Annotated in this window: 23 protein-coding genes, 1 tRNA gene and 1 pseudogene; 10 read left to right on the plus strand and 15 right to left on the minus strand. The window is 55.9% G+C overall.

All coding sequences use genetic code 11. From position 1 onward, the window contains the following. The first annotated feature begins 50 nt into the window (after positions 1–50). Positions 51–965, plus strand: a complete 915-nt coding sequence (locus ACR0DU_RS18760) for a LysR family transcriptional regulator (protein ID WP_480876548.1) — start codon at positions 51–53, stop codon at positions 963–965. Positions 966–1,054: 89 nt separating this feature from the next. Here ACR0DU_RS18760 and rplT read toward each other — a convergent pair whose 3' ends face one another. The 5 genes from rplT to pyk form a co-directional block, all read right to left on the minus strand. Beyond that, positions 1,055–1,420, minus strand: coding sequence for a 50S ribosomal protein L20 (gene rplT, locus ACR0DU_RS18765; RefSeq protein ID WP_010443553.1), 366 nt, complete (start codon positions 1,418–1,420; stop codon positions 1,055–1,057). Between the two features lie 15 nt (positions 1,421–1,435). Beyond that, entirely contained in the window at positions 1,436–1,636 is a 201-nt protein-coding gene (gene rpmI / locus ACR0DU_RS18770; RefSeq protein ID WP_010443552.1) for a 50S ribosomal protein L35, read from the minus strand. A gap of 183 nt (positions 1,637–1,819) precedes the next feature. Then, a complete protein-coding gene (locus ACR0DU_RS18775; RefSeq protein WP_411353638.1) occupies positions 1,820–3,370 on the minus strand; it encodes an alanine/glycine:cation symporter family protein in 1,551 nt (516 codons plus the stop codon). 14 nt (positions 3,371–3,384) lie between these two features. After that, the gene (locus tag ACR0DU_RS18780) at positions 3,385–3,822 is read right to left on the minus strand and encodes a universal stress protein (protein ID WP_010443550.1); all 438 of its coding nucleotides are present in this window, start codon (positions 3,820–3,822) and stop codon (positions 3,385–3,387) included. Between the two features lie 243 nt (positions 3,823–4,065). After that, positions 4,066–5,511 carry a pyruvate kinase gene (pyk, locus tag ACR0DU_RS18785; RefSeq protein ID WP_170547240.1) on the minus strand — a complete coding sequence of 482 codons (1,446 nt, stop codon included), beginning with the start codon at positions 5,509–5,511 and terminating at the stop codon, positions 4,066–4,068. A 118-nt stretch (positions 5,512–5,629) separates the two neighbouring features. Here pyk and ACR0DU_RS18790 point away from each other — a divergent pair, with 118 nt between their 5' ends. The 3 genes from ACR0DU_RS18790 to ACR0DU_RS18800 all read left to right on the plus strand — a co-directional run bounded on the left by ACR0DU_RS18790 (position 5,630) and on the right by ACR0DU_RS18800 (position 7,113). Beyond that, positions 5,630–6,367 carry an N-formylglutamate amidohydrolase gene (locus tag ACR0DU_RS18790; protein ID WP_480456076.1) on the plus strand — a complete coding sequence of 246 codons (738 nt, stop codon included), beginning with the start codon at positions 5,630–5,632 and terminating at the stop codon, positions 6,365–6,367. Between the two features lie 88 nt (positions 6,368–6,455). Continuing rightward, positions 6,456–6,695: a DUF6868 family protein gene (locus tag ACR0DU_RS18795; RefSeq protein WP_010443547.1), complete on the plus strand. Its 240-nt coding sequence runs from the start codon at positions 6,456–6,458 to the stop codon at positions 6,693–6,695. Positions 6,696–6,798: 103 nt separating this feature from the next. Beyond that, entirely contained in the window at positions 6,799–7,113 is a 315-nt protein-coding gene (locus ACR0DU_RS18800; protein WP_010443546.1) for a DUF1244 domain-containing protein, read from the plus strand. A 266-nt stretch (positions 7,114–7,379) separates the two neighbouring features. Here the strand turns inward: ACR0DU_RS18800 and ACR0DU_RS18805 are convergent, their stop codons facing one another. The 3 genes from ACR0DU_RS18805 to dgcN all read right to left on the minus strand — a co-directional run bounded on the left by ACR0DU_RS18805 (position 7,380) and on the right by dgcN (position 10,318). Beyond that, positions 7,380–8,240, minus strand: a complete 861-nt coding sequence (locus ACR0DU_RS18805) for a D-amino-acid transaminase (protein ID WP_170772160.1) — start codon at positions 8,238–8,240, stop codon at positions 7,380–7,382. A gap of 35 nt (positions 8,241–8,275) precedes the next feature. Further along, positions 8,276–9,241 (minus strand): N-acetyl-D-Glu racemase DgcA, encoded by a 966-nt coding sequence (gene dgcA / locus ACR0DU_RS18810; protein ID WP_480876556.1) that lies wholly within the window; start codon positions 9,239–9,241, stop codon positions 8,276–8,278. Between the two features lie 75 nt (positions 9,242–9,316). Further along, positions 9,317–10,318, minus strand: coding sequence for an N-acetyltransferase DgcN (dgcN, locus tag ACR0DU_RS18815; protein WP_480876559.1), 1,002 nt, complete (start codon positions 10,316–10,318; stop codon positions 9,317–9,319). A gap of 296 nt (positions 10,319–10,614) precedes the next feature. On the opposite strand from dgcN, the gene ACR0DU_RS18820 reads away from it, so the two are divergent. Beyond that, the gene (locus ACR0DU_RS18820) at positions 10,615–11,577 is read left to right on the plus strand and encodes an L-malyl-CoA/beta-methylmalyl-CoA lyase (RefSeq protein WP_480876562.1); all 963 of its coding nucleotides are present in this window, start codon (positions 10,615–10,617) and stop codon (positions 11,575–11,577) included. Positions 11,578–11,625: 48 nt separating this feature from the next. Here ACR0DU_RS18820 and ACR0DU_RS18825 read toward each other — a convergent pair whose 3' ends face one another. Continuing rightward, entirely contained in the window at positions 11,626–12,204 is a 579-nt protein-coding gene (locus ACR0DU_RS18825; protein ID WP_480456072.1) for a PA14 domain-containing protein, read from the minus strand. A gap of 119 nt (positions 12,205–12,323) precedes the next feature. Beyond that, the gene (locus tag ACR0DU_RS18830; RefSeq protein WP_319546047.1) at positions 12,324–12,776 is read right to left on the minus strand and encodes an Lrp/AsnC family transcriptional regulator; all 453 of its coding nucleotides are present in this window, start codon (positions 12,774–12,776) and stop codon (positions 12,324–12,326) included. A gap of 74 nt (positions 12,777–12,850) precedes the next feature. On the opposite strand from ACR0DU_RS18830, the gene ACR0DU_RS18835 reads away from it, so the two are divergent. Then, entirely contained in the window at positions 12,851–13,447 is a 597-nt protein-coding gene (locus ACR0DU_RS18835; protein WP_480876566.1) for a LysE family translocator, read from the plus strand. Position 13,448: 1 nt separating this feature from the next. On the opposite strand, the gene ACR0DU_RS18840 is transcribed toward ACR0DU_RS18835, so the two are convergent. Further along, a complete protein-coding gene (locus ACR0DU_RS18840; protein ID WP_480876568.1) occupies positions 13,449–14,282 on the minus strand; it encodes an AraC family transcriptional regulator in 834 nt (277 codons plus the stop codon). 122 nt (positions 14,283–14,404) lie between these two features. Between ACR0DU_RS18840 and ACR0DU_RS18845 the strand changes: the two genes are divergently transcribed. Beyond that, entirely contained in the window at positions 14,405–15,367 is a 963-nt protein-coding gene (locus ACR0DU_RS18845; protein ID WP_480456068.1) for an acetyl-CoA carboxylase carboxyltransferase subunit alpha, read from the plus strand. A gap of 4 nt (positions 15,368–15,371) precedes the next feature. Here the strand turns inward: ACR0DU_RS18845 and ACR0DU_RS18850 are convergent, their stop codons facing one another. The 3 genes from ACR0DU_RS18850 to ACR0DU_RS18860 form a co-directional block, all read right to left on the minus strand. Continuing rightward, positions 15,372–16,502, minus strand: coding sequence for a lytic murein transglycosylase (locus ACR0DU_RS18850; RefSeq protein ID WP_480876572.1), 1,131 nt, complete (start codon positions 16,500–16,502; stop codon positions 15,372–15,374). A 112-nt stretch (positions 16,503–16,614) separates the two neighbouring features. Beyond that, positions 16,615–17,262: a GntR family transcriptional regulator gene (locus tag ACR0DU_RS18855; protein WP_319546045.1), complete on the minus strand. Its 648-nt coding sequence runs from the start codon at positions 17,260–17,262 to the stop codon at positions 16,615–16,617. A 30-nt stretch (positions 17,263–17,292) separates the two neighbouring features. Further along, on the minus strand, positions 17,293–17,985 hold the full coding sequence (locus tag ACR0DU_RS18860; RefSeq protein ID WP_480876575.1) for a M48 family metallopeptidase: 693 nt from the start codon (positions 17,983–17,985) through the stop codon (positions 17,293–17,295). Positions 17,986–18,085: 100 nt separating this feature from the next. Here ACR0DU_RS18860 and ACR0DU_RS18865 point away from each other — a divergent pair, with 100 nt between their 5' ends. The 3 genes from ACR0DU_RS18865 to ACR0DU_RS18875 all read left to right on the plus strand — a co-directional run bounded on the left by ACR0DU_RS18865 (position 18,086) and on the right by ACR0DU_RS18875 (position 19,616). Then, complete coding sequence (locus ACR0DU_RS18865) at positions 18,086–18,409, plus strand: TIGR02300 family protein (protein WP_010443532.1); 324 nt, start codon at positions 18,086–18,088, stop codon at positions 18,407–18,409. A 139-nt stretch (positions 18,410–18,548) separates the two neighbouring features. Next, positions 18,549–18,624, plus strand: a tRNA-Ala gene (locus tag ACR0DU_RS18870). Between the two features lie 392 nt (positions 18,625–19,016). Further along, entirely contained in the window at positions 19,017–19,616 is a 600-nt protein-coding gene (locus ACR0DU_RS18875; RefSeq protein WP_480876579.1) for a hypothetical protein, read from the plus strand. Here ACR0DU_RS18875 and ACR0DU_RS18880 read toward each other — a convergent pair. Continuing rightward, a pseudogene (locus ACR0DU_RS18880) lies at positions 19,524–20,165 on the minus strand (transposase); the annotation flags it as partial. The gene ACR0DU_RS18875 and the pseudogene ACR0DU_RS18880 sit on opposite strands and share 93 nt — an antisense overlap. Between the last annotated feature and the right edge of the window lie 42 nt (positions 20,166–20,207).

A 20,207-nucleotide genomic window follows, 5' to 3' on the forward strand; every position in this document is an offset into this window, starting at 1 on the left:
TCAATGAGTTTTACTCATAGAGCTAGTCGGATTCATGAGGGTGCAAGTCGATGAAGAAAACACGCAACTGGCACTCACTACCGGAGTATCAAGCCTTGCGGGCCCTCATGCAGGCAGGAACCACTGCCGCCGCTGCACGACAACTGGGCCTGTCTCAATCAGCCGTCAGCCGATCTGTTGGCAGTCTTGAATCCCGGCTTGGGAAAATACTGTTTGAAAGGGACGCGGGCAGACTACGTCCGACGCAAGAGGCCGTGCGATTGAACATGCGTCTCGATCCCTTGTTCGAAGCTCTCGACCGGATCGATGGACCGGGTGAAACCGTCCAGGAAACGTTACGCCTTGTCGCTCCTCCAAGTTATGCCCACCGCTATATCGTCACGCTCATCGCCAGTTTCATACGCGGAAATCCGGGTTTTTTTGTTAACCTGGAGGTGACGACCTCAGACATGGTGACATTGGGCGTATTGGAAAACCGCTTTGATTTGGCGGTAACCGGGATTGAGCAAAGCCGCGCAGGTATCAAACTGATACCGTTCAGGGAATCGCCAGCAGTTTGCGTAATGCGACCCGAACATCCACTTGCCCAACGCAGTACGCTCGCCCCCGCAGATCTGCATGAACAAGATCTGATTGCATTGACATATCGCCACGGCAGACGCGGGCAGCTTGATCGAATACTGCATCAGGTACGAGCGGAACCCAGAATTGTCGCCGAGGTTTCGACCTCGTTCGCAGCAGCCGATATGGCTCGGGAGGGCCTTGGGTTGGCTGTGATCAATCCCTTTCCGGTGTACATGTATCGATCACCGGACCTGACTTTTGTCCCGTTTGAAGCGCCCATGCGATATCGTGGCCACTTCGTCATTTCGGATCAAAGGCCGGTTCCTAGAATCGCCCGCGCATTCATGCGACATCTTCGGCTAAACACGCCATCGGACCCATTCTCCGATAAAAATTTGTGAGGCGGTTTGGCTTACGACCCGGTTTGTTAAACTAAAAAAAGCCGCTCCCTGTAGGAGCGGCTTTGATTTCACTGTCTCTGAGACGAGGATCAGGCGGCCAGGGCTGCCTGAGCTTTGGCGACGATCGCGCCGAACGCTTCCGGTTCGTGCACGGCCAGGTCAGCCAGAACTTTGCGGTCCACTTCGATACCGGCCAGGTTCAGGCCATTGATGAAGCGGGAATATGTCAGTGCTTCGTCATGCGAACGCACAGCAGCATTGATACGCTGGATCCACAGCGCGCGGAAGTTGCGCTTGCGATTCTTGCGGTCGCGGGTTGCATACTGGTTGGCCTTGTCAACGGCCTGAGACGCAACTTTGAATGTGCTCTTGCGACGACCATAGTAGCCTTTTGCGGCTTTGATGATCTTCTTGTGACGGGCGTGGGTTACGGTTCCACCTTTAACGCGGGACATCTCTCAAATCTCCTCTTAGCGGTCGTAGGGCATGTAGCCCTTGACGATCTTGGCGTCGGGGGCGGACAGGGTGGTGTTGCCACGGGCATCGCGGATGAATTTCTTGGTCCGCTTGATCATGCCGTGACGTTTGCCGGCCTGGCCAGCCAGGACCTTACCGGTCGCAGTCACCTTAAAGCGCTTCTTGGCGCTCGACTTGGTCTTCATCTTAGGCATTTCCGTCTCCTTTTCCGGGTTCGGTTTCAGACGCGACTCGGCATGCCATCTCGGCCGGTCACGCGATCAGAAGCGCCGTTTACGCAAGTTCGGTCATACTGGCAAGGGGGTTTGGGTCAGAATCTGCGATTTTCACGGGCAGACTGAGTACCGGGGCGACGCGCGCCGCCCCGGTGGTTTGGTTTAATGTTCGAATTTGCGGATTTCGCCGCTCTTCAACCGTTCTGCGTAGGACGCCAGCTCCTGGCGCACCACTTTCATCAGGAAGTAGAGCGCGAAGACGTTCACAACAGCCATCGCAAAGATCGCCGCATCTGAGAAGTCGATGACCGGCCCAAGGTTGGCCGCAGCGCCAATGACAACGAAGATGCAGAAGATGACCTTGAACACCAGTTCCTTCGTGTGGCCCTCACCGAACAGGTAAGTCCAGGCCTTGAGGCCGTAGTAGGACCAGCTGATCATGGTGGAGAAAGCAAACAGCACCACGGCAATGGCCAGAATGAACGGGAACCAGCTGAACGCGCTGCCGAAGGCTGCCGAGGTCAGGCTGACACCGGTGTTACCATCAACAGTTGCAATCGCGTTACCCGCTTCGTTCAGCATGTAATTGCCGGTTTCCGGATCAACGATCAGCTGCTGGGTGATGATGATCACCAGCGCGGTCATGGTACAGATCACGACCGTATCGATGAACGGCTCAAGCAGAGATACAAAGCCCTCGGTAATCGGCTCTTTGGTCCGAACAGCAGAGTGTGCAATCGCTGCAGACCCGACGCCTGCCTCGTTCGAAAACGCCGCGCGACGGAAGCCCTGGATCAGCGCACCGACCATACCGCCTGCCACGCCGAGGCCAGTGAAGGCACCCGCGAAGATCTGGCCAAAGGCCCAACCGATCTGATCCGCGTTCATCAGGATGATTACTAGCGCAGCAGCCACATACATCACGCCCATAAAGGGCACGACTTTCTCGGTCACGCGTGCGATAGATTTCAGGCCACCCACGATCACTGCAAACACGATGCCCGCGAACACCAGACCGGTGATCCAACCGGGATAGTCTCCAACGATGCCTGCGATCTGCTGGTGCGCCTGGTTGGCCTGGAACATGTTGCCCCCGCCCAAGGCACCGAGGATACAGAAGATCGAGAAAAGAACCGCAAGGATCTTACCACCCGGCAGGCCCAGTTCGTTGAACCCTTTGGACATGTAATACATCGGACCACCGGAAACGGTGCCATCCTCGTATTCGTTGCGATACTTCACGCCCAGCGTACATTCGGTGAATTTCGACGCCATGCCCAACAGACCCGCGACGATCATCCAGAAAGTCGCACCCGGCCCGCCGATGCCAACGGCAACCGCAACACCGGCGATGTTGCCAAGCCCAACCGTACCGGACAAGGCTGTAGCGAGCGCTTGAAAGTGGCTGACCTCACCCGCATCGTTCGGGTCAGAGTAGTCGCCTTTCACTAGGCTGATCGCATGGCTGAAAAAGCGCAACTGCACGAAGGCAAAATACAGTGTGAACACAGTCGCCGCTACAACCAGCCATCCCACGATCCAGGGGAAACCTGTCCCAGGGAAAGGTGCAAAAATAAAACTTACAAATGGCCCGGTGAAGTCTGCAAATGCCTGATTGATCTTGTCGTCCAGCCCAACCGCTTCCTGAGCGGCGGCAGGACTCGCAGCCAGAGCGGTAAGCGCAGCCAAACCAAGTTTGTTTTGAATACTCATCATCTACTCTCCCCTCAATTCACGACCGTGACGGGAACGTCGGCATGCATGACAAGGTTCTGCGTGGAGCTGCCAAACAGGCGCTTCTTGAACCCGTCAGCCGAAGCCCGACCAACAACGATCTGTGATCCACCGTTTTCGACCGTGATCGTGTTCAGTGTTTCGGCGACATCTCCGTGACGCACGATACCTTGGGCTTCGAAACCTGCTGCCTTTAGCGCTTCGACCGCTGGCGCGATGATCCGCGATGTAGCCAGCTCTACCTCTTCCTCGCGCCTCTTGTGGCGCATAGCATTTTCTTCCGGTGTCTGGAATGTGAAAGGCGACCATTCGATGACATAAACAACCAGCAGCTCGCATTCTCCGATACGTCCGGCCAAGTCTTTGGCGAAGGCGATCGCGCGTTCTCCGGTTTCTGTCCCGTCCAGTCCAATGACAATTTTCGTTGTCATGTCGTTCCTCCATTGTGGTTTGTTTGACCGGGGCCCGTGCCCCCGGCAGAGCAGCCGGAACCTGGAACTTGTTTGAGTAGACTGCCCTAGAGGCAAGTATCCCCAAAAACACGGAAAAACAGAGAAGTAATTTTGAAATGCAACCAACTATCGATCATCTAATTGAAATTGCTAATTTATTTCCGCCTAAATTTTAGGCAGATCGTAAGGTATCAAAATAAATTGTTGATATTGGGTCGCAACTTAACCCGGATCGGTGTTGTAAATCAGCCGTTCATCACACGGAGCGATACGCAAAATATTGGTCGTTCCAGGGACATTAAACGGCACGCCAGCGGTGACCACGATCTGATCAGTCTCGGCCGCAAAGCCACCCGAACGAGCCGCGCGTGCCGCACTGACCACCGCGCCCTTGAACCGTTCCTGCTCGGGGGTCAGAACACAATGGCAGCCCCAGCTCAAGCAAAGCCTGCGTGCGGTGCCAGTGGCCGGAGTCATCGCAATTATCGGCACACCGGGACGCTCGCGTGCAGTAAGCAACGCGGTTGTACCACTTTGAGTGAAACAGCAGATGGCCTTGATGTCCGTCTTCTCCGCGATTTCGCGCGCGGCTGCCACGATTCCGTCCGCGATGGTCGTGCCCTTGGCAGTTCGTGAGGCCGCAATGATCTGGTGGTAGGTTGGATCCGCTTCAACCTCGATGGCGACCTTATTCATGGTCTGGACCGCTTCGATCGGATAGGATCCAGCCGCGGATTCAGCGCTAAGCATGATCGCATCGGTGCCTTCATAGATGGCGGTTGCCACGTCCGAAACCTCGGCCCGCGTTGGCATCGGGCTTTCGATCATGCTTTCCAACATCTGTGTTGCAACAATCACGGGCTTCGCTGCAGTACGACACTTGCGCACCAGACGCTTCTGAATCGGCGGCACAGCAGAAACGGGCAATTCTACGCCCAGATCACCACGTGCAACCATGATCCCGTCCGAGGCATCAAGGATGTCATCAAAGGCTTCCACTGCGGCAGGCTTTTCGATCTTGGACAGGATCGATGCGCGACCATCTGCCAGCGCACGTGCTTCGAAAACGTCCTTGGCACGTTGCACGAAACTGAGCGCCAGCCAGTCCACGCCCAACTGGCAGACAAATTCCAGATCGTCGCGATCCTTGTCAGACAGTGCCGCCAGCGGCAGAACCACGTCCGGAACATTCACACCTTTTCGGTTTGAGATCGTGCCACCTACTTCAACTGTGCAGTGGGCAAAATCCTGACCGCAATCCTGCACGATCAGACGAATCTTGCCATCATTGACCAACAGGCGCGCGCCCGGCTCCAAAGCAGCAAAAATCTCGGGGTGCGGTAGACAGACCCGGGTGACATCCCCCGCTGCCGGATCAAGGTCCAGACGAAACGCTGCGCCCTCTTCCAGCTCTTCTGCGTCATTGGCAAACACACCAACGCGCAGCTTCGGTCCTTGAAGATCGGCCAAAATGGCAATCGGGCTGTCCAGATCCTTTTCGATCTGCCGGATGATCCGATGCCGTTCGCGGATTTCATCATGGCTGCCATGGCTCATGTTCAGGCGAAACACATCGGCCCCTGCCTCGTGCAGAGCGCGGATGGTGTCATAGTCGTTAGACGCCGGTCCCAGCGTCGCCACGATTTTCACATTTCTCAGGCGTCGCATTGATCAGGCTCTCCTTAAACGCACGAATGTTACCGCAAACATTGCTTTGGCCGCTTATTGCGCAATTCCCTTTCCAACGCAACTGTCCTACACCTGCGACAAACAAGATGACAGGCTCATGACTTATTCTCCGTTTTTTGTTCACGGCGCGGATCGGCCGTCGCGTTGGCTAATAACTTGCGACCATGCAACCAACATGGTCCCACCCGATATCAATGACGGGGACCTGGGACTGCCGCGCGAAGACATGGAACGGCACATCGCTTACGATGTGGGCGCCTACGAGGTGTCGAAGCATCTGGGCGAGATTCTGAACGCCCCGGTTATCGCGGCCAATTTTTCGCGCTTGGTGATCGACCCCAATCGCGGTGAGGATGATCCGACGCTTCTGATGAAGCTCTATGATGGTTCGATCATCCCCGGCAATCGCCACGCCGATCCAGTTGAGAAGGAGCGGCGCCTGAATATGTGCTATCGTCCTTATCACGATGCGCTGGCACAGCTTGCAGGCCTGCCTCATGCGGTTATCGTCTCAATGCACTCCTTTACGCGCCAGCTACGCGGTCGCGATCCCCGACCCTGGCATATCGGCGTCCTGCACACTCCGGATGAGCGGTTCTCACGCCCGTTAATCAACCGACTGAATGCCGAGAGTGATCTGTGCGTCGGTGTAAATGAACCCTATACCGGCGTTCTACCCGGTGATGCGATCGACAAACATTGCACAGCATTCGGTCGACCCAATGCATTGATTGAGCTGCGCAACGATCTGATTGCGGATCACGAAGGGCAGCGCCATTGGGCCAACCGTCTGGCCGTTGCACTACAAGACGCGCTCGTCGAAAGCAGACTGTGACACAGTGACGTCGCAGATTGTTTTTTGTTCCTCCTAATGTTGGGAGCGCATTGGCCAATACCCATATATCAGGCGAAAGGAGACGACTATGACGCAGGAATTCCTGACGACTGTCTTCGGTTGGATGACGGTTCTGAACATCGGTGTTTTGCTCTTCAGCACCATGATGGTCTTGGCTTTGCAAAACTGGATTGCAGATGTGCATGGCAGAATGTTCCAGATGGAACGTGCCGACATAAAACGCGCTTACTTCCGGTATCTTGCGAATTACAAGATCCTGACTCTGGTGTTTTGCCTGGTGCCATGGTTGGCACTGAAACTCTCCTAAATACCGGATCGGCCAATTCAAAGACCTTTGTATTCATTGTATCAAAGCCTGCGGATTGCTAGTTCAGCCTCAGAATGTAAAAACATCTACTCGGAGCCAGAATATGGACAAGCAAACCGAAATCGAACTGCAAGCCGCTGCGTTCCGTCGTTTGCAGCAGCACCTGATGAAAGACCGCACAGACGTCCAGAACATCGACATGATGAATCTGACCGGGTTTTGCCGCAATTGCCTGTCGCGCTGGTATCAGGAAGCCGCCAATGCAAAAGGCATTGAAATGGGCAAGGACGAAGCTCGCGAGATTTTCTATGGCATGTCCATGGATGAATGGAAGGCCAACTATCAGACCGATGCCAGCGCCGAAAAACAGGCCGCATTCAAGGTTGCGTTTGAAGAGAATGTGACGAAGAAGAGCTGACGCTCGACACCGGAAAAAACCGCCTTCTCTGTGTAAACCTTCCACCGGGGATGTTGCTGATCATTCGAACACGGGTTCATAATCAGTAACACCTCAGTGATCCGTAAAAACCCAACATGACGGTTTGTTCACGGCACAAACATCCCGTGAAACCACAACACCCTCGCAATATTTTGCGAGGGTGCAGGAATAACGGCAAATTGCGCCGCGCGTCGCATTTGAGTTCATACCATTGCTGGCAACGAGACTAGATATAACTACCTCTTCTAGATCGCTGCCTTGCGGCTTTCGTCCAGATAGATCTCGCGCAGACGTTTGGCGATCGGACCCGGTGTGCCATCGCCCAGCGCAACGCCATCGATCTCAACCACCGGCATAACGAAAGCACTGGCCGAAGTGGTGAAGGCCTCATCGGCTTCTTTTGCTTCGTCGATGGTGAACAGGCGCTCTTCGACCTCCATCTGCGCCTCGGCCGCCATGCGCAATACCGCCTTGCGCGTGATGCCGTGCAGAATGTCGTTAGACAGCGGACGGGTGACGATCTTACCGCTCTTGACGAAATAGGCGTTGTTGCTGGTGCCTTCAGTCACATAGCCATCTTCAACCAGCCACGCATCATCGCAGCCTGCCTTTTTGGCCATCATCTTGCCCATGGAAGGGTAAAGCAGCTGCACGGTCTTGATGTCACGACGGCCCCAGCGGATATCATCAATCGAGATAATCTTGGCACCCTTCTTCGCTGCCGGACTATCGGCAAGGCCCGGTTTGTTCTGAGTAAAGAGAACAAGGCTTGGCTTTGTATCGGCGGCTGGGAAAACAAAATCCCGATCCCCGTCCGAGCCACGAGTGACCTGCAGATAAACCAACCCCTCATCGATTCCATTCAATTCAACCAGTTTGCGGTGGATTTCCAACAATTCGTCCATGCTGCAAGGCTGAACGATATCGAGTTCATCCAATGAGCGCTTCAGACGTACGGCGTGGCCTTCAAAGTCGATCAGCTTGCCGTCCAGCACGCTAGTCACCTCGTACACGGCATCCGCAAACAGGAAACCCCGGTCAAAGATCGAAATACTTGCTTCGGATTCAGGCAGGTATTCGCCATTCACATAGACGGTACGGGTCATGTCATTTCCTTTTGTTTCCGGGCTTCGCCCGTTCCTTACCCCCAGAGCGCCGCTTCGGGCGGGTGTACTCCGGCATCGTCAAAAATCAGCGGTGTATCGCGGTCTTCGGCCAACAGAAGCGGCCCGTCAAGGTCTGTCACCATCGCCCCCTGCGCCACTAGTGTTGCCGGGGCCATCGCAAGCGAGCTTCCGACCATGCAGCCAACCATAACATCATAGCCCTCAGCCAATGCAGCCTTGCGCAATTCTAGCGCCTCGGTAAGACCGCCGGTCTTGTCCAGTTTGATGTTCACCACATCATATTTGCCCTTGAGTGCAGGTAGGCTTGCCTGATCGTGACAGGATTCGTCAGCACAAACTGGCACTGGGCGATCCATCCCGATCAGGGCATCATCCTCACCAGCTGGTAAGGGCTGTTCGACCAGAGCCACGCCCAGGCGCATGAGATGTGGGGCAAGATCTGCATAGACTTCAGCAGACCAGCCTTCATTAGCGTCGATGATGATTTTCGACTTTGGCGCCCCAGCCCGGACAGCCTCGAGCCTCGGCATATCATCGGGCGTTCCCAGCTTAATCTTAAGTAAGGGGCGGAAAGCGTTCTCGGCCGCTTGAGCCCGCATCGCTTCGGGCGTGTCCAATGACAGCGTATAGGCTGTTATTTCAGGCCCTGGCGCAGCGATTTCCGCGAGCTCCCATGCCCGTTTACCCGCGCGTTTCGCTTCCAGATCCCACAGGGCACAATCCACCGCATTCCGCGCCGCGCCAGCTGGCAACAGGTCCATCAGGGAATAGCGCGAAAACACTTCGGGTAGCCCGGCTAATTCGGCCTCGACCGACTCCAGTGTTTCGTCATAGCGGGCATAAGGTACACATTCGCCCCAACCATGGTGCACACCGTCCGAGACACGGACCGTCAAAACTTTTGCCTCGGTACGTGAGCCGCGCGAGATGGTGAATACCTGCGCCAATCGAAACACATCGCGAGAAACTTCAATTTGCACGCGCCTGCTCCTCTATTTTTTGACAAATACGCCCGCCGGCGACGGACTGCTCCGCCTCCAGCGAGAGTGCTTAGATCACAGTGTGGCCAGCGCATCCACTAGTTTACCGGCTCCAAAGCGGTAGGGATCGGTCGCCGGGATGCCCATCTCGGTCTCAACCTTAGTGATATAGGCAAGCGCATCTTCTTCGCTCAGGTGCTGGGTGTTGATCGACACACCTGCAACCTGACACTCTGGGTTTGCCACGCGCGCCAGCGGCAGTGCTGTGTCACGTAACTGCTCCAGCGTCGGCAGTGAATAATCAGGCAGTCCGCGCATATGGGTCCGGGTTGGTTCGTGGCACAGGATCAGCGCATCGGGCTGCCCACCATGGATCAGCGCCATGGTCACACCTGAATAAGACACGTGGAACAGGGAACCCTGCCCTTCGATGTGATCCCAGTGATCCGGATCATTGTCCGGTGTCAGGTACTCGACCGATCCTGCCATGAAATCCGCGATAACGGCATCCAGCGGTACACCCTGTCCCGTGACCAGAATGCCCGTCTGACCTGTAGCGCGGAACGTGGATTTCATACCGCGCTTGCGCATTTCGGCATCCATCGACATCGCCGTATACATCTTACCGGCAGAGCAATCGGTTCCAACGGCCAGGCACCGTTTGCCGGTACGCTTGCGGCCGTTTGCAATCGGGTAACCAACAGTCGGCACACGGACGTCGTGCAAGGTGCATCCATGGGTCTGCGCAGCCGCAACCAAGTCACCTTCGTCACGCAGCAGGTTGTGCAGGCCAGATGCCAGATCATAGCCCATTTCCAACGCTTCAATCAGAACTTCTTTCCAAGCTTCGCTGATGATCCCACCTCGGTTTGCAACACCAATGACAAGTGTCTTGGCGCCAGCGGCTTTACCTTCGGCAAGAGTCATTTCCGTCAGGCCCAGGTCGGCCTTGCAACCTTCCAGCTTGATTTGACCCACAGCATTCTCTGGACGCCAGTCCCGGATGCCAATAGCCACTTTGGCCGCCAACAGGTCGGGCGCATCGCCCAAAAACAATAGGTACGGTGTCTCGATCATCGCGCTGCACTCCTTTGATTCTGGCCTAAGCTAGAGAACCGAATTGACGAGGGTTTCTCGATTTCTCCTTCCAAGCCACCTATCGGCAGGATAATTTCGTGCCCTGAAGCAAATATGCGCAAAAATCTTCGAAGTTTTCAAACTGATCAAAGTTTAAGCATCCTTTTGTGTTTCAAATTTTGTTCATTCTGCACGCGCATTGCCGCAGCTGCACAATCACGCTTGCGCTGCGTTGCGCAATTTAATATCCCATCACCAGCAAAGAACGCAACTTCCTTACTCACAATGAGGTCCAGATGAGTTTCCGCATCCAACCCGCCGCTCCGGCGCGCCCCAATCGCTGTCAACTGTTTGGCCCAGGCTCGAACACCAAGCTGTTTCCCAAGATGGCCGCGTCGGCAGCGGATGTCATCAACCTGGATCTGGAAGACTCGGTGGCCCCGTCCGACAAGGATACCGCCCGCGCCAATGTCATCGAGGCGCTCAATACGGTCGATTGGGGCAACAAATACATGTCGGTTCGGATCAATGGGCTGGATACACCCTATTGGTACCGCGACGTGGTCGATGTGCTGGAACAGGCAGGCGATCGGCTGGATCAGATCATGATCCCCAAGGTCGGGTGTGCGGCGGATGTTTATGCGGTGGACGCGCTGGTCACCGCCATCGAGCGGGCCAAGGGCCGAACCAAGCCCATCTCTTTCGAAGTGATCATCGAATCCGCCGCTGGCTTGGCGCATGTCAAAGAGATCGCAGCATCATCTCCGCGTATGCAGGCCATGAGCCTTGGCGCTGCGGATTTTGCAGCCTCGATGGGCATGCAAACAACCGGCATCGGCGGCACACAGGAAAACTATTACATGCTGCGCGAAGGCGAAAAGCACTGGTCCGACCCCTGGCACTGGGCGCAAGCCGCCATCGTCGCCGCCTGCCGCACCCATGGCGTGCTGCCGGTCGATGGCCCGTTCGGCGATTTTTCGGATGATGAGGGATATATCGCGCAAGCCAAACGCTCGGCCACACTAGGCATGGTTGGCAAATGGGCCATCCACCCCAAGCAGATTGCATTGGCTAATCAGGTTTTCACCCCGTCAGATGAGGCGGTGTCTGAAGCGCGCGAAATTCTAGCCGCAATGGAACAGGCAAAGGCCAACGGTGAAGGCGCAACCGTCTACAAAGGACGTTTGGTGGATATCGCCTCGATCAAGCAGGCCGAAGTCATTGTAGCGCAGTCCGAACTGATCGCGGCAGGCGGCTAGCGCACAAATTAAAAAGGCGCTCGATCGAGCGCCTTTCATTTTATGTAATCAGCGGCCGAAAACGTCGTTGGGTGTCCAGGTAATTCTCTGACCCTGTTTACCCCATTTCATCATCAAGCAAGACGTACCGTATTTCTGAAAGTACTTGATGTTGAGAGGATACCAACCAGCTTTCGGAACTTCGACTTCGGTCCGTTGGTTAGCCTCACAGCCTTGGCGACCATTGACATATCCAATTTGCTGCCCACCGACCCACGCATCAATCCCGTCATTCGACCAGGTTTCAAGCTCGTATATCCCGGGTGAATCAAAACGAATATAACCCGTGATTTCCGCGGCAACATTGAAGGCTTCGTTGAAAGTCAGGACAGGATCGCCCTCATTCGTATCACGGTAGTCCAGCCCTCTAAGTGGCGCGCCGGGCTTGGCCTTCCTCAATAGTTGTTTAACTTTGGCGAGGTTTTGGATTTTGCGAGGCGGATTACCTTCCCAGCTATACTTTGCATTCAACCCCGCTTTTGGACTGGGTTGAGGATTTGCAGGCGTTAACTTCAAAGGTGCAGCCGTCGCCGCACCCGCAAAAACTGCTAAGACGGCAACAAGCGCTCCGGTCCGGAAAAATTTCATGGTCTTCTCCCTGAATTCGCGCCCGCTTGGGGATCAATCCCTGCCGGCGACACTGTTGCAAAGACCTTAGGCTGTGAATTTTTGACCTGCAAGGTGGTTAGAATTCACTTTTTCGGCCTTTACGCGCGCATATCCTTGGGCGACCCCATAACCACATATGAGGTAATCGAGGTCACATGCGGAAGCGTTCCCAATACCTCAGTATGGAAGGTTTTGTAGGATGCGAGGTCTGCACATTCGACCCGCAAAAGGTACTCGATCGTGCCGGTGATATTGTGACATTCGACCACCTCGGGCGCCTGCTGCAGTGCTTCTTCAAATCCTTCTTGGGCGGCCTTGGTATGCTCACCCAGCCCGACGCCGATATAGGCAACAAAACCTATGCCCAAGGCAGACGGATTCAGAACTGCGCGATAGCCTGATATTACACCCGCGCGCTCCAACTCTTGCACCCGACGCAGACAGGCAGACGGCGACAGGCCAACGCGGTCGGCAAGATCGAGATTGCTGATACGACCATCTTGCGACACTTCTCGCAATATATGTTGATTAATTCGGTCAATCTTCGCCATTTGTTGTGAGCAATATCCTATGGCCGCACAAAAAAAGCAATTTCATTCGCCGCGATTGGCGAGAAAATGCGTTCATGACATACGAGATTCTGATGGCCCTGATCGTGTTCGCCTTTGTGTCCTCGATAACTCCGGGGCCAAACAACCTCATGCTCATGGCGTCAGGTGCAAATTTTGGCTTCCGGCGAACGATACCACATATGTTGGGTATCGGGTTGGGTTTTACCTTCATGGTATTGCTGGTGGGCACAGGGCTGATTCAGGTTTTCGACCGATTCCCGGTTAGTTATACGGTGCTTAAGATCGCATCCGTAATTTACCTGCTGTATCTGGCATGGAAGATCGCACATGCAGCGCCTGTAAAGGGACAAGCAGCAAGCGGTACGCCGATGACGTTCCTTCAGGCTGCCAGCTTTCAGTGGGTCAATCCAAAGGCCTGGGCCATGGCGCTTACGGCAACTGCAGCATATGCGCCGGGACAAACGCTCGAAGCCATCATACTGGTTGCGCTGGTGTTCGGAGCGATCAATCTGCCATCGGTCAGCGTGTGGACGGTTCTGGGCCAACAAATGGCGCGGGTCCTGACCAACCCGCACCGCTTGCTGATATTTAACTGGACGATGGCCGTACTTCTTGTTGCATCGCTTTACCCTGTTCTTTGGCCGCACTAAGTCATTTGAGCGGTAGGCAGATTTCGGTCAGCAGGTCCTCGGGGGCAGTTTCACGCGGATCATTCAGATAGATTTCATAGCAAGGCTGATCGGCAGGCTCCTCGCCAGAATCAGGCAACCAATTTCCGAACAGTGTCTGATAGGCGGCGTGTATGCCGGAATACGGGCCTTTGTAGGTCAGAACCGCCGTCTTGCCGCCAGGGATGCTGAGGTCTTCCATCCCCTCCGGAATATCTTTGCCGCAGAATTGAGCCCCGGCAAAGCTGCGCAATTCATCTTCCTGCACGTCTTCGGGGCTGTCGAGATAGAGCCCGATCATCGGGCCGACCTGTGGCCACAGTTTTCGGGATTCGCATAGGGCACCAAAGGCCTCAAAACTGCGGCCAATCTCGGCATAAGCCCCTTTATGCGGAAGTGCTACGACACGGCGGGACGGTTCGGTGCGGGTTGTCACGGGATGCATGGGGTATTCTCCGGTTTTGAATTTTGGATGAGCCGGCAGAATCTGCCCCGCCTTGCGAAACACGGTGGGGCTGCTGCCGTAGGCCTCGGAAAAGGCTCGCGCAAAAGATTTCAGGTTCGGATAACCAATATCGGTTGCTATCTGCGCAACAGGCCTTTCCGACTGCACCAACCAACAGGCGGCACGATGCAATCTGATCCGGCGCGCAGCCTGCGCGCAGGTTTCACCGGTGATGGCACGAAACACGCGATGCCAATGAAATCGTGACATCGCCGCGACATCGGCCAAGGCATCCAGCGACAAATCCCCAGCGGGGTGATCGTGGATATAAGCCAACACGCGCAACACGCGATCTTCATAGCTGGCGACCATCGGTATCCTTCCTAAATCTTCGCCCGCCTGTCTTCGCATATTGTGAAACCACAAATCTTGCTGAGTTGCATCCGGGACAAGCATTAGTCATATAGCAGGGAACTTCCGCGTTGAGAGGCGTCATGACCCAGTATCTGGATTTCGAAAAACCGCTGGCCGAGATCGAAGGCAAAGCTGAAGAGCTGCGCGCGCTGGCCCGCGCCAATGAAGAGATGGACGTGGCCGAAGAAGCTGCCGCGCTGGATGCCAAGGCCGCCAAACTGCTGGATGAGCTCTATGGCGACCTCACTCCTTGGCGGAAATGTCAGGTCGCGCGCCACCCGGAGCGGCCTCATTGCAACGATTACGTGGACGCGCTGTTTACCGAATTCACACCTTTGGCCGGTGACCGGAACTTTGCCGACGATCTGGCGGTCATCGGTGGATTGGCGCGGTTCAACGATCAGCCGGTGATGGTGATTGGCCATGAAAAAGGCAGCGACACCAAATCGCGGATCGAACGTAATTTCGGTATGGCCCGCCCCGAAGGCTATCGCAAAGCCGTGCGCCTGATGGAGATGGCCGGTCGCTTTGGTCTGCCAGTGATCACCTTGATCGACACGGCCGGGGCCTATCCCGGCAAAGGCGCGGAAGAGCGCGGCCAGTCCGAGGCCATCGCGCGTTCAACCGAGATGTGCCTGAAGATTGGAGTACCACTGGTTTCTGTCATCATCGGCGAAGGCGGATCGGGCGGCGCGGTTGCGTTTGCGACAGCGAACCGCGTGGCGATGCTGGAGCATTCGGTCTACTCGGTGATTTCGCCCGAGGGCTGCGCTTCGATCCTGTGGAAGGATGCCGAGAAGATGCGTGAAGCCGCCGAAGCGCTCCGTCTGACGGCTCAGGACCTGCACAAACTGGGTATCTGTGACCACATCATTCCAGAACCCAAAGGCGGGGCGCATCGCGACCGCCCTGCAGCGGTTGAATCCGTGCGGACTGCAATTGCTTCGATGCTGAAAGAGCTTGACGGAAAAGATGCGGCTGCCCTGATCAAGGACCGCCGTCAGAAATTCCTGGATATCGGCTCAAAAGGGCTGGCGGCTTAAGCCGTCAGCCTCCCAAACTCTGCAACAACGCCACTGAAGGCTGACCGGTTACGGGCAGCCCGTTGGCGCGTTGATATGCGCTGATTGCGGCCTCGGTGTTTTTCCCGATCACTCCATCTGCACCCTGCGTGTCATAGCCCGCAGATGTCAGGCGGCGCTGTAGTTCTTTACGATCGTCAAGCGTCAACCCGGTTGCATCCGGCCCGAATGAGGCCTGGAACGGTGCCCCGCCCGCGATCCGATCCGCAAGATGGCCCACACCAATCGCGTAACTGTCCGAGTTGTTATAGCGCTTGATCACTTGAAAATTGCGGAACACCGCAATGCGTGGTCCGGGCGTCTGAGGTTGTAACACTGCCACCGGAGAGCCCGAGACTGTACCGACTTCCCCACCCCAAGGCTGACCCCGCACCCAACCGGCGCGCGACAGATACGCGGCGGTTGAGGCCAACGAATCTGCCGGATCTTCGGACCAAATATCGCGGCGTCCATCACCGGTGAAATCAACGGCATAGGCTAGATAAGAGGTAGGGATAAACTGGGTGTGCCCCATCGCTCCGGCCCAGCTGCCGGTCATGTTGGCCGGGGTTGTATCGCCCTCTTGAATGATCTTCAGCGCCGCCACCAGTTGCTTTTCAAAGAACGCCCCGCGCCGCCCATCATAGGCCAGCGTCGAGGTCGCCGAGATCACCGGCACATCACCGCGCCGCGCGCCATAGCGGCTTTCTAGCCCCCACACTGCGACAACGATTTCCTTGTCGACGCCATATTGCGCTTCGATCTGCGACAGAGTCCCTGCGTGCCGCACAAGCATCTGTTTGCCGGTGCTGATCCGCTCGTCCGACGCGGCAATGGCCAGATAATCCTCAAGCGAGCGCTTGAACTCGACCTGATTGCGGTCGCGCTCGATCACATCGGGCAAATATCCCGCCCCCTGAAAGGCGCGATTTAGGGTAGATTGAGAGATACCCTGCGACGCTGCCCGGCCTTTGAAACCAGCAACCCACGCATCCCATCCAGCGTTCGGGACAGCACGCATTCGTGACGCTGGAGCACTGGTTGGTGCGCTGCCGGTTGAACAGGCTGCCAACAGGGTCGACCCTAGCCCGATAGAAAAAGTTCTTCGATTGATCATGATTGAAATCTGCTCTTGTTGTGATTTGCTTTCAGGATAACGCAGCCCGCCCGTTCAGACCAGCAGAGCAGCACCTGAAACCAACCTGTCGATGAGATGGGCAACAAGCCGCTCAGGTTACGAGCAGACGCAATCCCTGCGTCACGTCCGAGCGCACCGCCAATCTAAGACCTGGCTCATCCCCGGCCTTGAGCGCTGCGATAATCAAACGGTGGTAATGCGGCGGCTCAGTTCGTCGCAGCCGGCCATAAAGTGCCCTCATCGTGGGACCAAGCTGCAGCCAAACGGTCTCGGCCATCGCAAGCATCGCGGGGGCCTGTGCGCGCAGGTACAGCGTCCGATGGAATTCCAGATTGGAACGGATATAACCAACCGCGTCGCGTTTGGTGACCATCTCGGCGACTGTCATGTTGATGCTTTGCAGCCGGTCAATCAGCGCCATGTGCGCGCGTGGCAGGGCACGACTGGCCAATTCAACCTCAAGCAGCGCACGCAATGCGGCCAACTCCTCGATCCGATCCCGTGTCAGTTCAGGGGTCGACACGCGGCCCGAGGTGGACAGCGACAGCGCGCCTTCCGCCGCCAGCCTCCGCACTGCTTCGCGCGCAGGCGTCATCGACACACCGAATTCCTTGCCTATACCGCGCAATGTCAGCGCCTGCCCCGGAGCCATCTCACCATGCATGATCCGAGACCTGAGTGATCGATATACTCGATCATGGGTGGCGGTGTGAGACTCGGCGGGGCGTGTGGTCAGCATGAGCTTATGTGATCACAAACTTTCCCGGCGTCAAGCGGCGGGTTCGAAGCGATAGCGGTGAAGTTCAGCCCCATTGTCGCGCAACCAGCGGCGGGCCTCTTTGTACGGGCCAAATATCCGCTCGACCTGCGCCCAGAAGGCGGGAGAATGGTTCATTTCGATCAGATGCGCCACTTCATGAGCGGCCACATAGTGCAGCACCTCAGGCGGTGCGAGGATCAGTCGCCATGAAAACATCAACGCACCAGCAGAACTGCAGGATCCCCAACGCGAACGCGTATCACGCAGCGTAATGCTACGATACGAACGACCCAACATCGCCGCATAGTCATCACACGCTCCGGTCAAACGATCGCGGGCAAGTTCTTTGAGAAACCGGGCGAGTCTCCGCGCCTCCGCCCCGGCAGGAACACCGATCTCGTCACCTTTCAGCAGCACCCGCCGACCTGAGATTTGAACGATTCGCCGTGCTTTTCCCTCTATTGATATGGATTGACCGAACTCAACGGTTTCCTGGTCTGGCCCGTCCTGAAGATGACCGCGAATCCAATCCTCTTTCTGATGCGCGAAATCCAGAGCCTCGGCTTCGGGGACACCTTTCGGGTAGGTCAGCGTAACCCGCCCATCCAATTGGGAAATCCGCAAACTGATCCGTCTTGCCTGCGCAGATTTGCGCAATGTCAGCGGCACCGGAGGGGTTCCAGGCAATGCGTGTCGCCCCATGGGCCGATCTCCTTCGCGCAAAGGCTTTGACAGTGCCTGCCGCTTATGGCAGGTGACCTGAATCATTGATGAGATTCACCTGATATCAAGGGGATTTGATATGCCCAAGGAAGAATGGGGCGTAAAGCGTGTTTGCCCGACCACTGGTAAACGCTTTTACGACCTTAATAAGGACCCGATCGTAAGCCCCTATACCGGCGAGATCGTTGAACTGGAAACCGGCAAAAGCCGGATGATCGCGGCAGATGCCGAAGATGCGGCTTCGGTTAAAGCACGTGAAGCTTCGTCGGACGAAGATATCGTGTTGGATGATGACGACAACGTCGATGTCGAACTGGACGACGATCTGCTGGACGATGATGACGACAGCGACAACGTTTCGCTGGACGATATCAAGGACATGTCGTCAGAAGACGAAAATTGATGGGTTTCGAGGCAGCCCCGGCTGCCTCATCCCAGTCCACTGGATCGGTTCGCACTTTTTCACCGAATCCGATTTTTGGACTTGCACTCTACGGCGACGTCTCATAAACGTCCGTCCACCGCTTTGGCGGTACCTGCATGGGGCCTTAGCTCAGTTGGGAGAGCGCTTGCATGGCATGCAAGAGGTCAGGGGTTCGACTCCCCTAGGCTCCACCATTTTTCTCCTTGATCCGACACCCATAGTTCTTCCTTTTTGGCAGCAAGATTTTCCTTTGGTGGAAAATTCTCCATACATTTTGTTAATTTGCGAATTTCTTCGAACTTTTAGGACAATGCGGCCTATGGGGTTCTGCATGCAGCCGTCACCACGCCATGTCCAATTGGTAGCTGTTTTTTTGCCATAAGCGCATCGTCGCCGTTTTGAATACAAGCATTTGTGCTGACGTTTCGCCAATCCACCTGCTTTCCCGACGACTAGGCCTCCAACTTTTACAAGCCCAAGATTCAAAAAACTCTGTTCGATTCCTATCTTGCACAACATTAGATGGTTAAATGACAATCGCTGATCGAGACCGCGATCTTTGTGATCATTCTTCTGAGACGAAAATATGATCCTCTACAAGACAATCGCCTTGCAGTATGGGCGCTATCTCGAAACCGGCCAGCCCGGAGACGAGTACGATCTCGTGGCTCGTTTGGGTCCAGAAGAGGAAACCCGCGTGCAACGGCGAGGTATCCTCCACGATCTCGCCGCGGCCCGCATATACCTGCTTGACCATCGCGCTGCGAATTACCTGGATAGCCTGCGAATGGATGTCCAGGGTATGCCGTGGGAGGATCGACCGGAAGCCCACATCCAGGACTATGTCCGAGAAGTTGATTTCCCGCAGGACTTGGTTTGGATCGAGTATGACAGCCAACAACTCTGGAAGGACCGCATTGCGCGCGGCCTGACGACCATGAGCGAGTACGAGCTGAGCAACTTTCACCAACGCGGGTTCCTATTCGACAATCGGTCTCCGGACACGCTGACCGTGCGGCTCTTCACTGCCATAACCGATCGTATCTTCTGGGACCCGCCTGTCACACTGGTTCTGAACAAATCACAAGGCGGCCACATGATTGCGATACTCCGGCCTCAGCCGAACACACGAGCCATCGTTCAGCCAGAGCCGCCCTTTCTTCGGTTGTTTCACTGGCACTTTTAGCCCCTCTCGTCGCCAAAGCCGTTCATTTCGCCCATCGCTGACAGACCATCCAGCCTCTCTCAGCAATGCAGCGATCCTGCGATAGCCATATCGGCCGTATTGACGGGTCAGCTCGATCATGTCGGCCACCAATCGGTCTTCGTCTGCGCGACCTTGTGGGACACGCCGTTGCGTGGACCGGTGTTGTCCAAGCACGCGGCAGGCGCGTCTCTCGGAAACGCTCATGTTGGTTGCGAACATGGTCAATACAAGCACGACGACGAGCGGGGCTCAGTAGTTTCCCTTCGCGGCTTCCGTCAGGATCAGCTTGTCCAACGTCAGATCGGATACCGCACGTCGCAGTCGCTCATTCTCTTTCTGAAGCCGTTTCAGTTCTTTCAACTGATCTACGCCCATTCCGCCGTACTTCTTGCGCCAGCGGTAATAGGTTTGTTCAACAACACCGATCTGCCTGATCGCATCAAGACGGGACATGCCTTGCCCCATCAGAACTTCAACCTGCCGTAACTTCGAGACAATCTCTTCGGGCTTCGGTCGCTTGTTTGCCATTCGTGGTCCTCCGTTTCCTAAACATAGCGGTGGACCAGTTCA

This window comes from Ruegeria sp. G2 (assembly GCF_056533505.1).

Bases quoted from the DNA above. Each gene is read 5' to 3' on its own strand.
- ACR0DU_RS18760 (WP_480876548.1), top strand. From the start codon at position 51: ATGAAGAAAACACGCAACTGGCACTCACTACCGGAGTATCAAGCCTTG.
- rplT (WP_010443553.1), bottom strand. From the start codon at position 1,420: ATGTCCCGCGTTAAAGGTGGAACCGTAACCCACGCCCGTCACAAGAAG.
- rpmI (WP_010443552.1), bottom strand. From the start codon at position 1,636: ATGCCTAAGATGAAGACCAAGTCGAGCGCCAAGAAGCGCTTTAAGGTG.
- ACR0DU_RS18775 (WP_411353638.1), bottom strand. From the start codon at position 3,370: ATGAGTATTCAAAACAAACTTGGTTTGGCTGCGCTTACCGCTCTGGCT.
- ACR0DU_RS18780 (WP_010443550.1), bottom strand. From the start codon at position 3,822: ATGACAACGAAAATTGTCATTGGACTGGACGGGACAGAAACCGGAGAA.
- pyk (WP_170547240.1), bottom strand. From the start codon at position 5,511: ATGCGACGCCTGAGAAATGTGAAAATCGTGGCGACGCTGGGACCGGCG.
- ACR0DU_RS18790 (WP_480456076.1), top strand. From the start codon at position 5,630: ATGACTTATTCTCCGTTTTTTGTTCACGGCGCGGATCGGCCGTCGCGT.
- ACR0DU_RS18795 (WP_010443547.1), top strand. From the start codon at position 6,456: ATGACGCAGGAATTCCTGACGACTGTCTTCGGTTGGATGACGGTTCTG.
- ACR0DU_RS18800 (WP_010443546.1), top strand. From the start codon at position 6,799: ATGGACAAGCAAACCGAAATCGAACTGCAAGCCGCTGCGTTCCGTCGT.
- ACR0DU_RS18805 (WP_170772160.1), bottom strand. From the start codon at position 8,240: ATGACCCGTACCGTCTATGTGAATGGCGAATACCTGCCTGAATCCGAA.
- dgcN (WP_480876559.1), bottom strand. From the start codon at position 10,318: ATGATCGAGACACCGTACCTATTGTTTTTGGGCGATGCGCCCGACCTG.
- ACR0DU_RS18820 (WP_480876562.1), top strand. From the start codon at position 10,615: ATGAGTTTCCGCATCCAACCCGCCGCTCCGGCGCGCCCCAATCGCTGT.
- ACR0DU_RS18825 (WP_480456072.1), bottom strand. From the start codon at position 12,204: ATGAAATTTTTCCGGACCGGAGCGCTTGTTGCCGTCTTAGCAGTTTTT.
- ACR0DU_RS18830 (WP_319546047.1), bottom strand. From the start codon at position 12,776: ATGGCGAAGATTGACCGAATTAATCAACATATATTGCGAGAAGTGTCG.
- ACR0DU_RS18835 (WP_480876566.1), top strand. From the start codon at position 12,851: ATGACATACGAGATTCTGATGGCCCTGATCGTGTTCGCCTTTGTGTCC.
- ACR0DU_RS18840 (WP_480876568.1), bottom strand. From the start codon at position 14,282: ATGGTCGCCAGCTATGAAGATCGCGTGTTGCGCGTGTTGGCTTATATC.
- ACR0DU_RS18845 (WP_480456068.1), top strand. From the start codon at position 14,405: ATGACCCAGTATCTGGATTTCGAAAAACCGCTGGCCGAGATCGAAGGC.
- ACR0DU_RS18850 (WP_480876572.1), bottom strand. From the start codon at position 16,502: ATGATCAATCGAAGAACTTTTTCTATCGGGCTAGGGTCGACCCTGTTG.
- ACR0DU_RS18855 (WP_319546045.1), bottom strand. From the start codon at position 17,262: ATGCTGACCACACGCCCCGCCGAGTCTCACACCGCCACCCATGATCGA.
- ACR0DU_RS18860 (WP_480876575.1), bottom strand. From the start codon at position 17,985: ATGGGGCGACACGCATTGCCTGGAACCCCTCCGGTGCCGCTGACATTG.
- ACR0DU_RS18865 (WP_010443532.1), top strand. From the start codon at position 18,086: ATGCCCAAGGAAGAATGGGGCGTAAAGCGTGTTTGCCCGACCACTGGT.
- ACR0DU_RS18875 (WP_480876579.1), top strand. From the start codon at position 19,017: ATGATCCTCTACAAGACAATCGCCTTGCAGTATGGGCGCTATCTCGAA.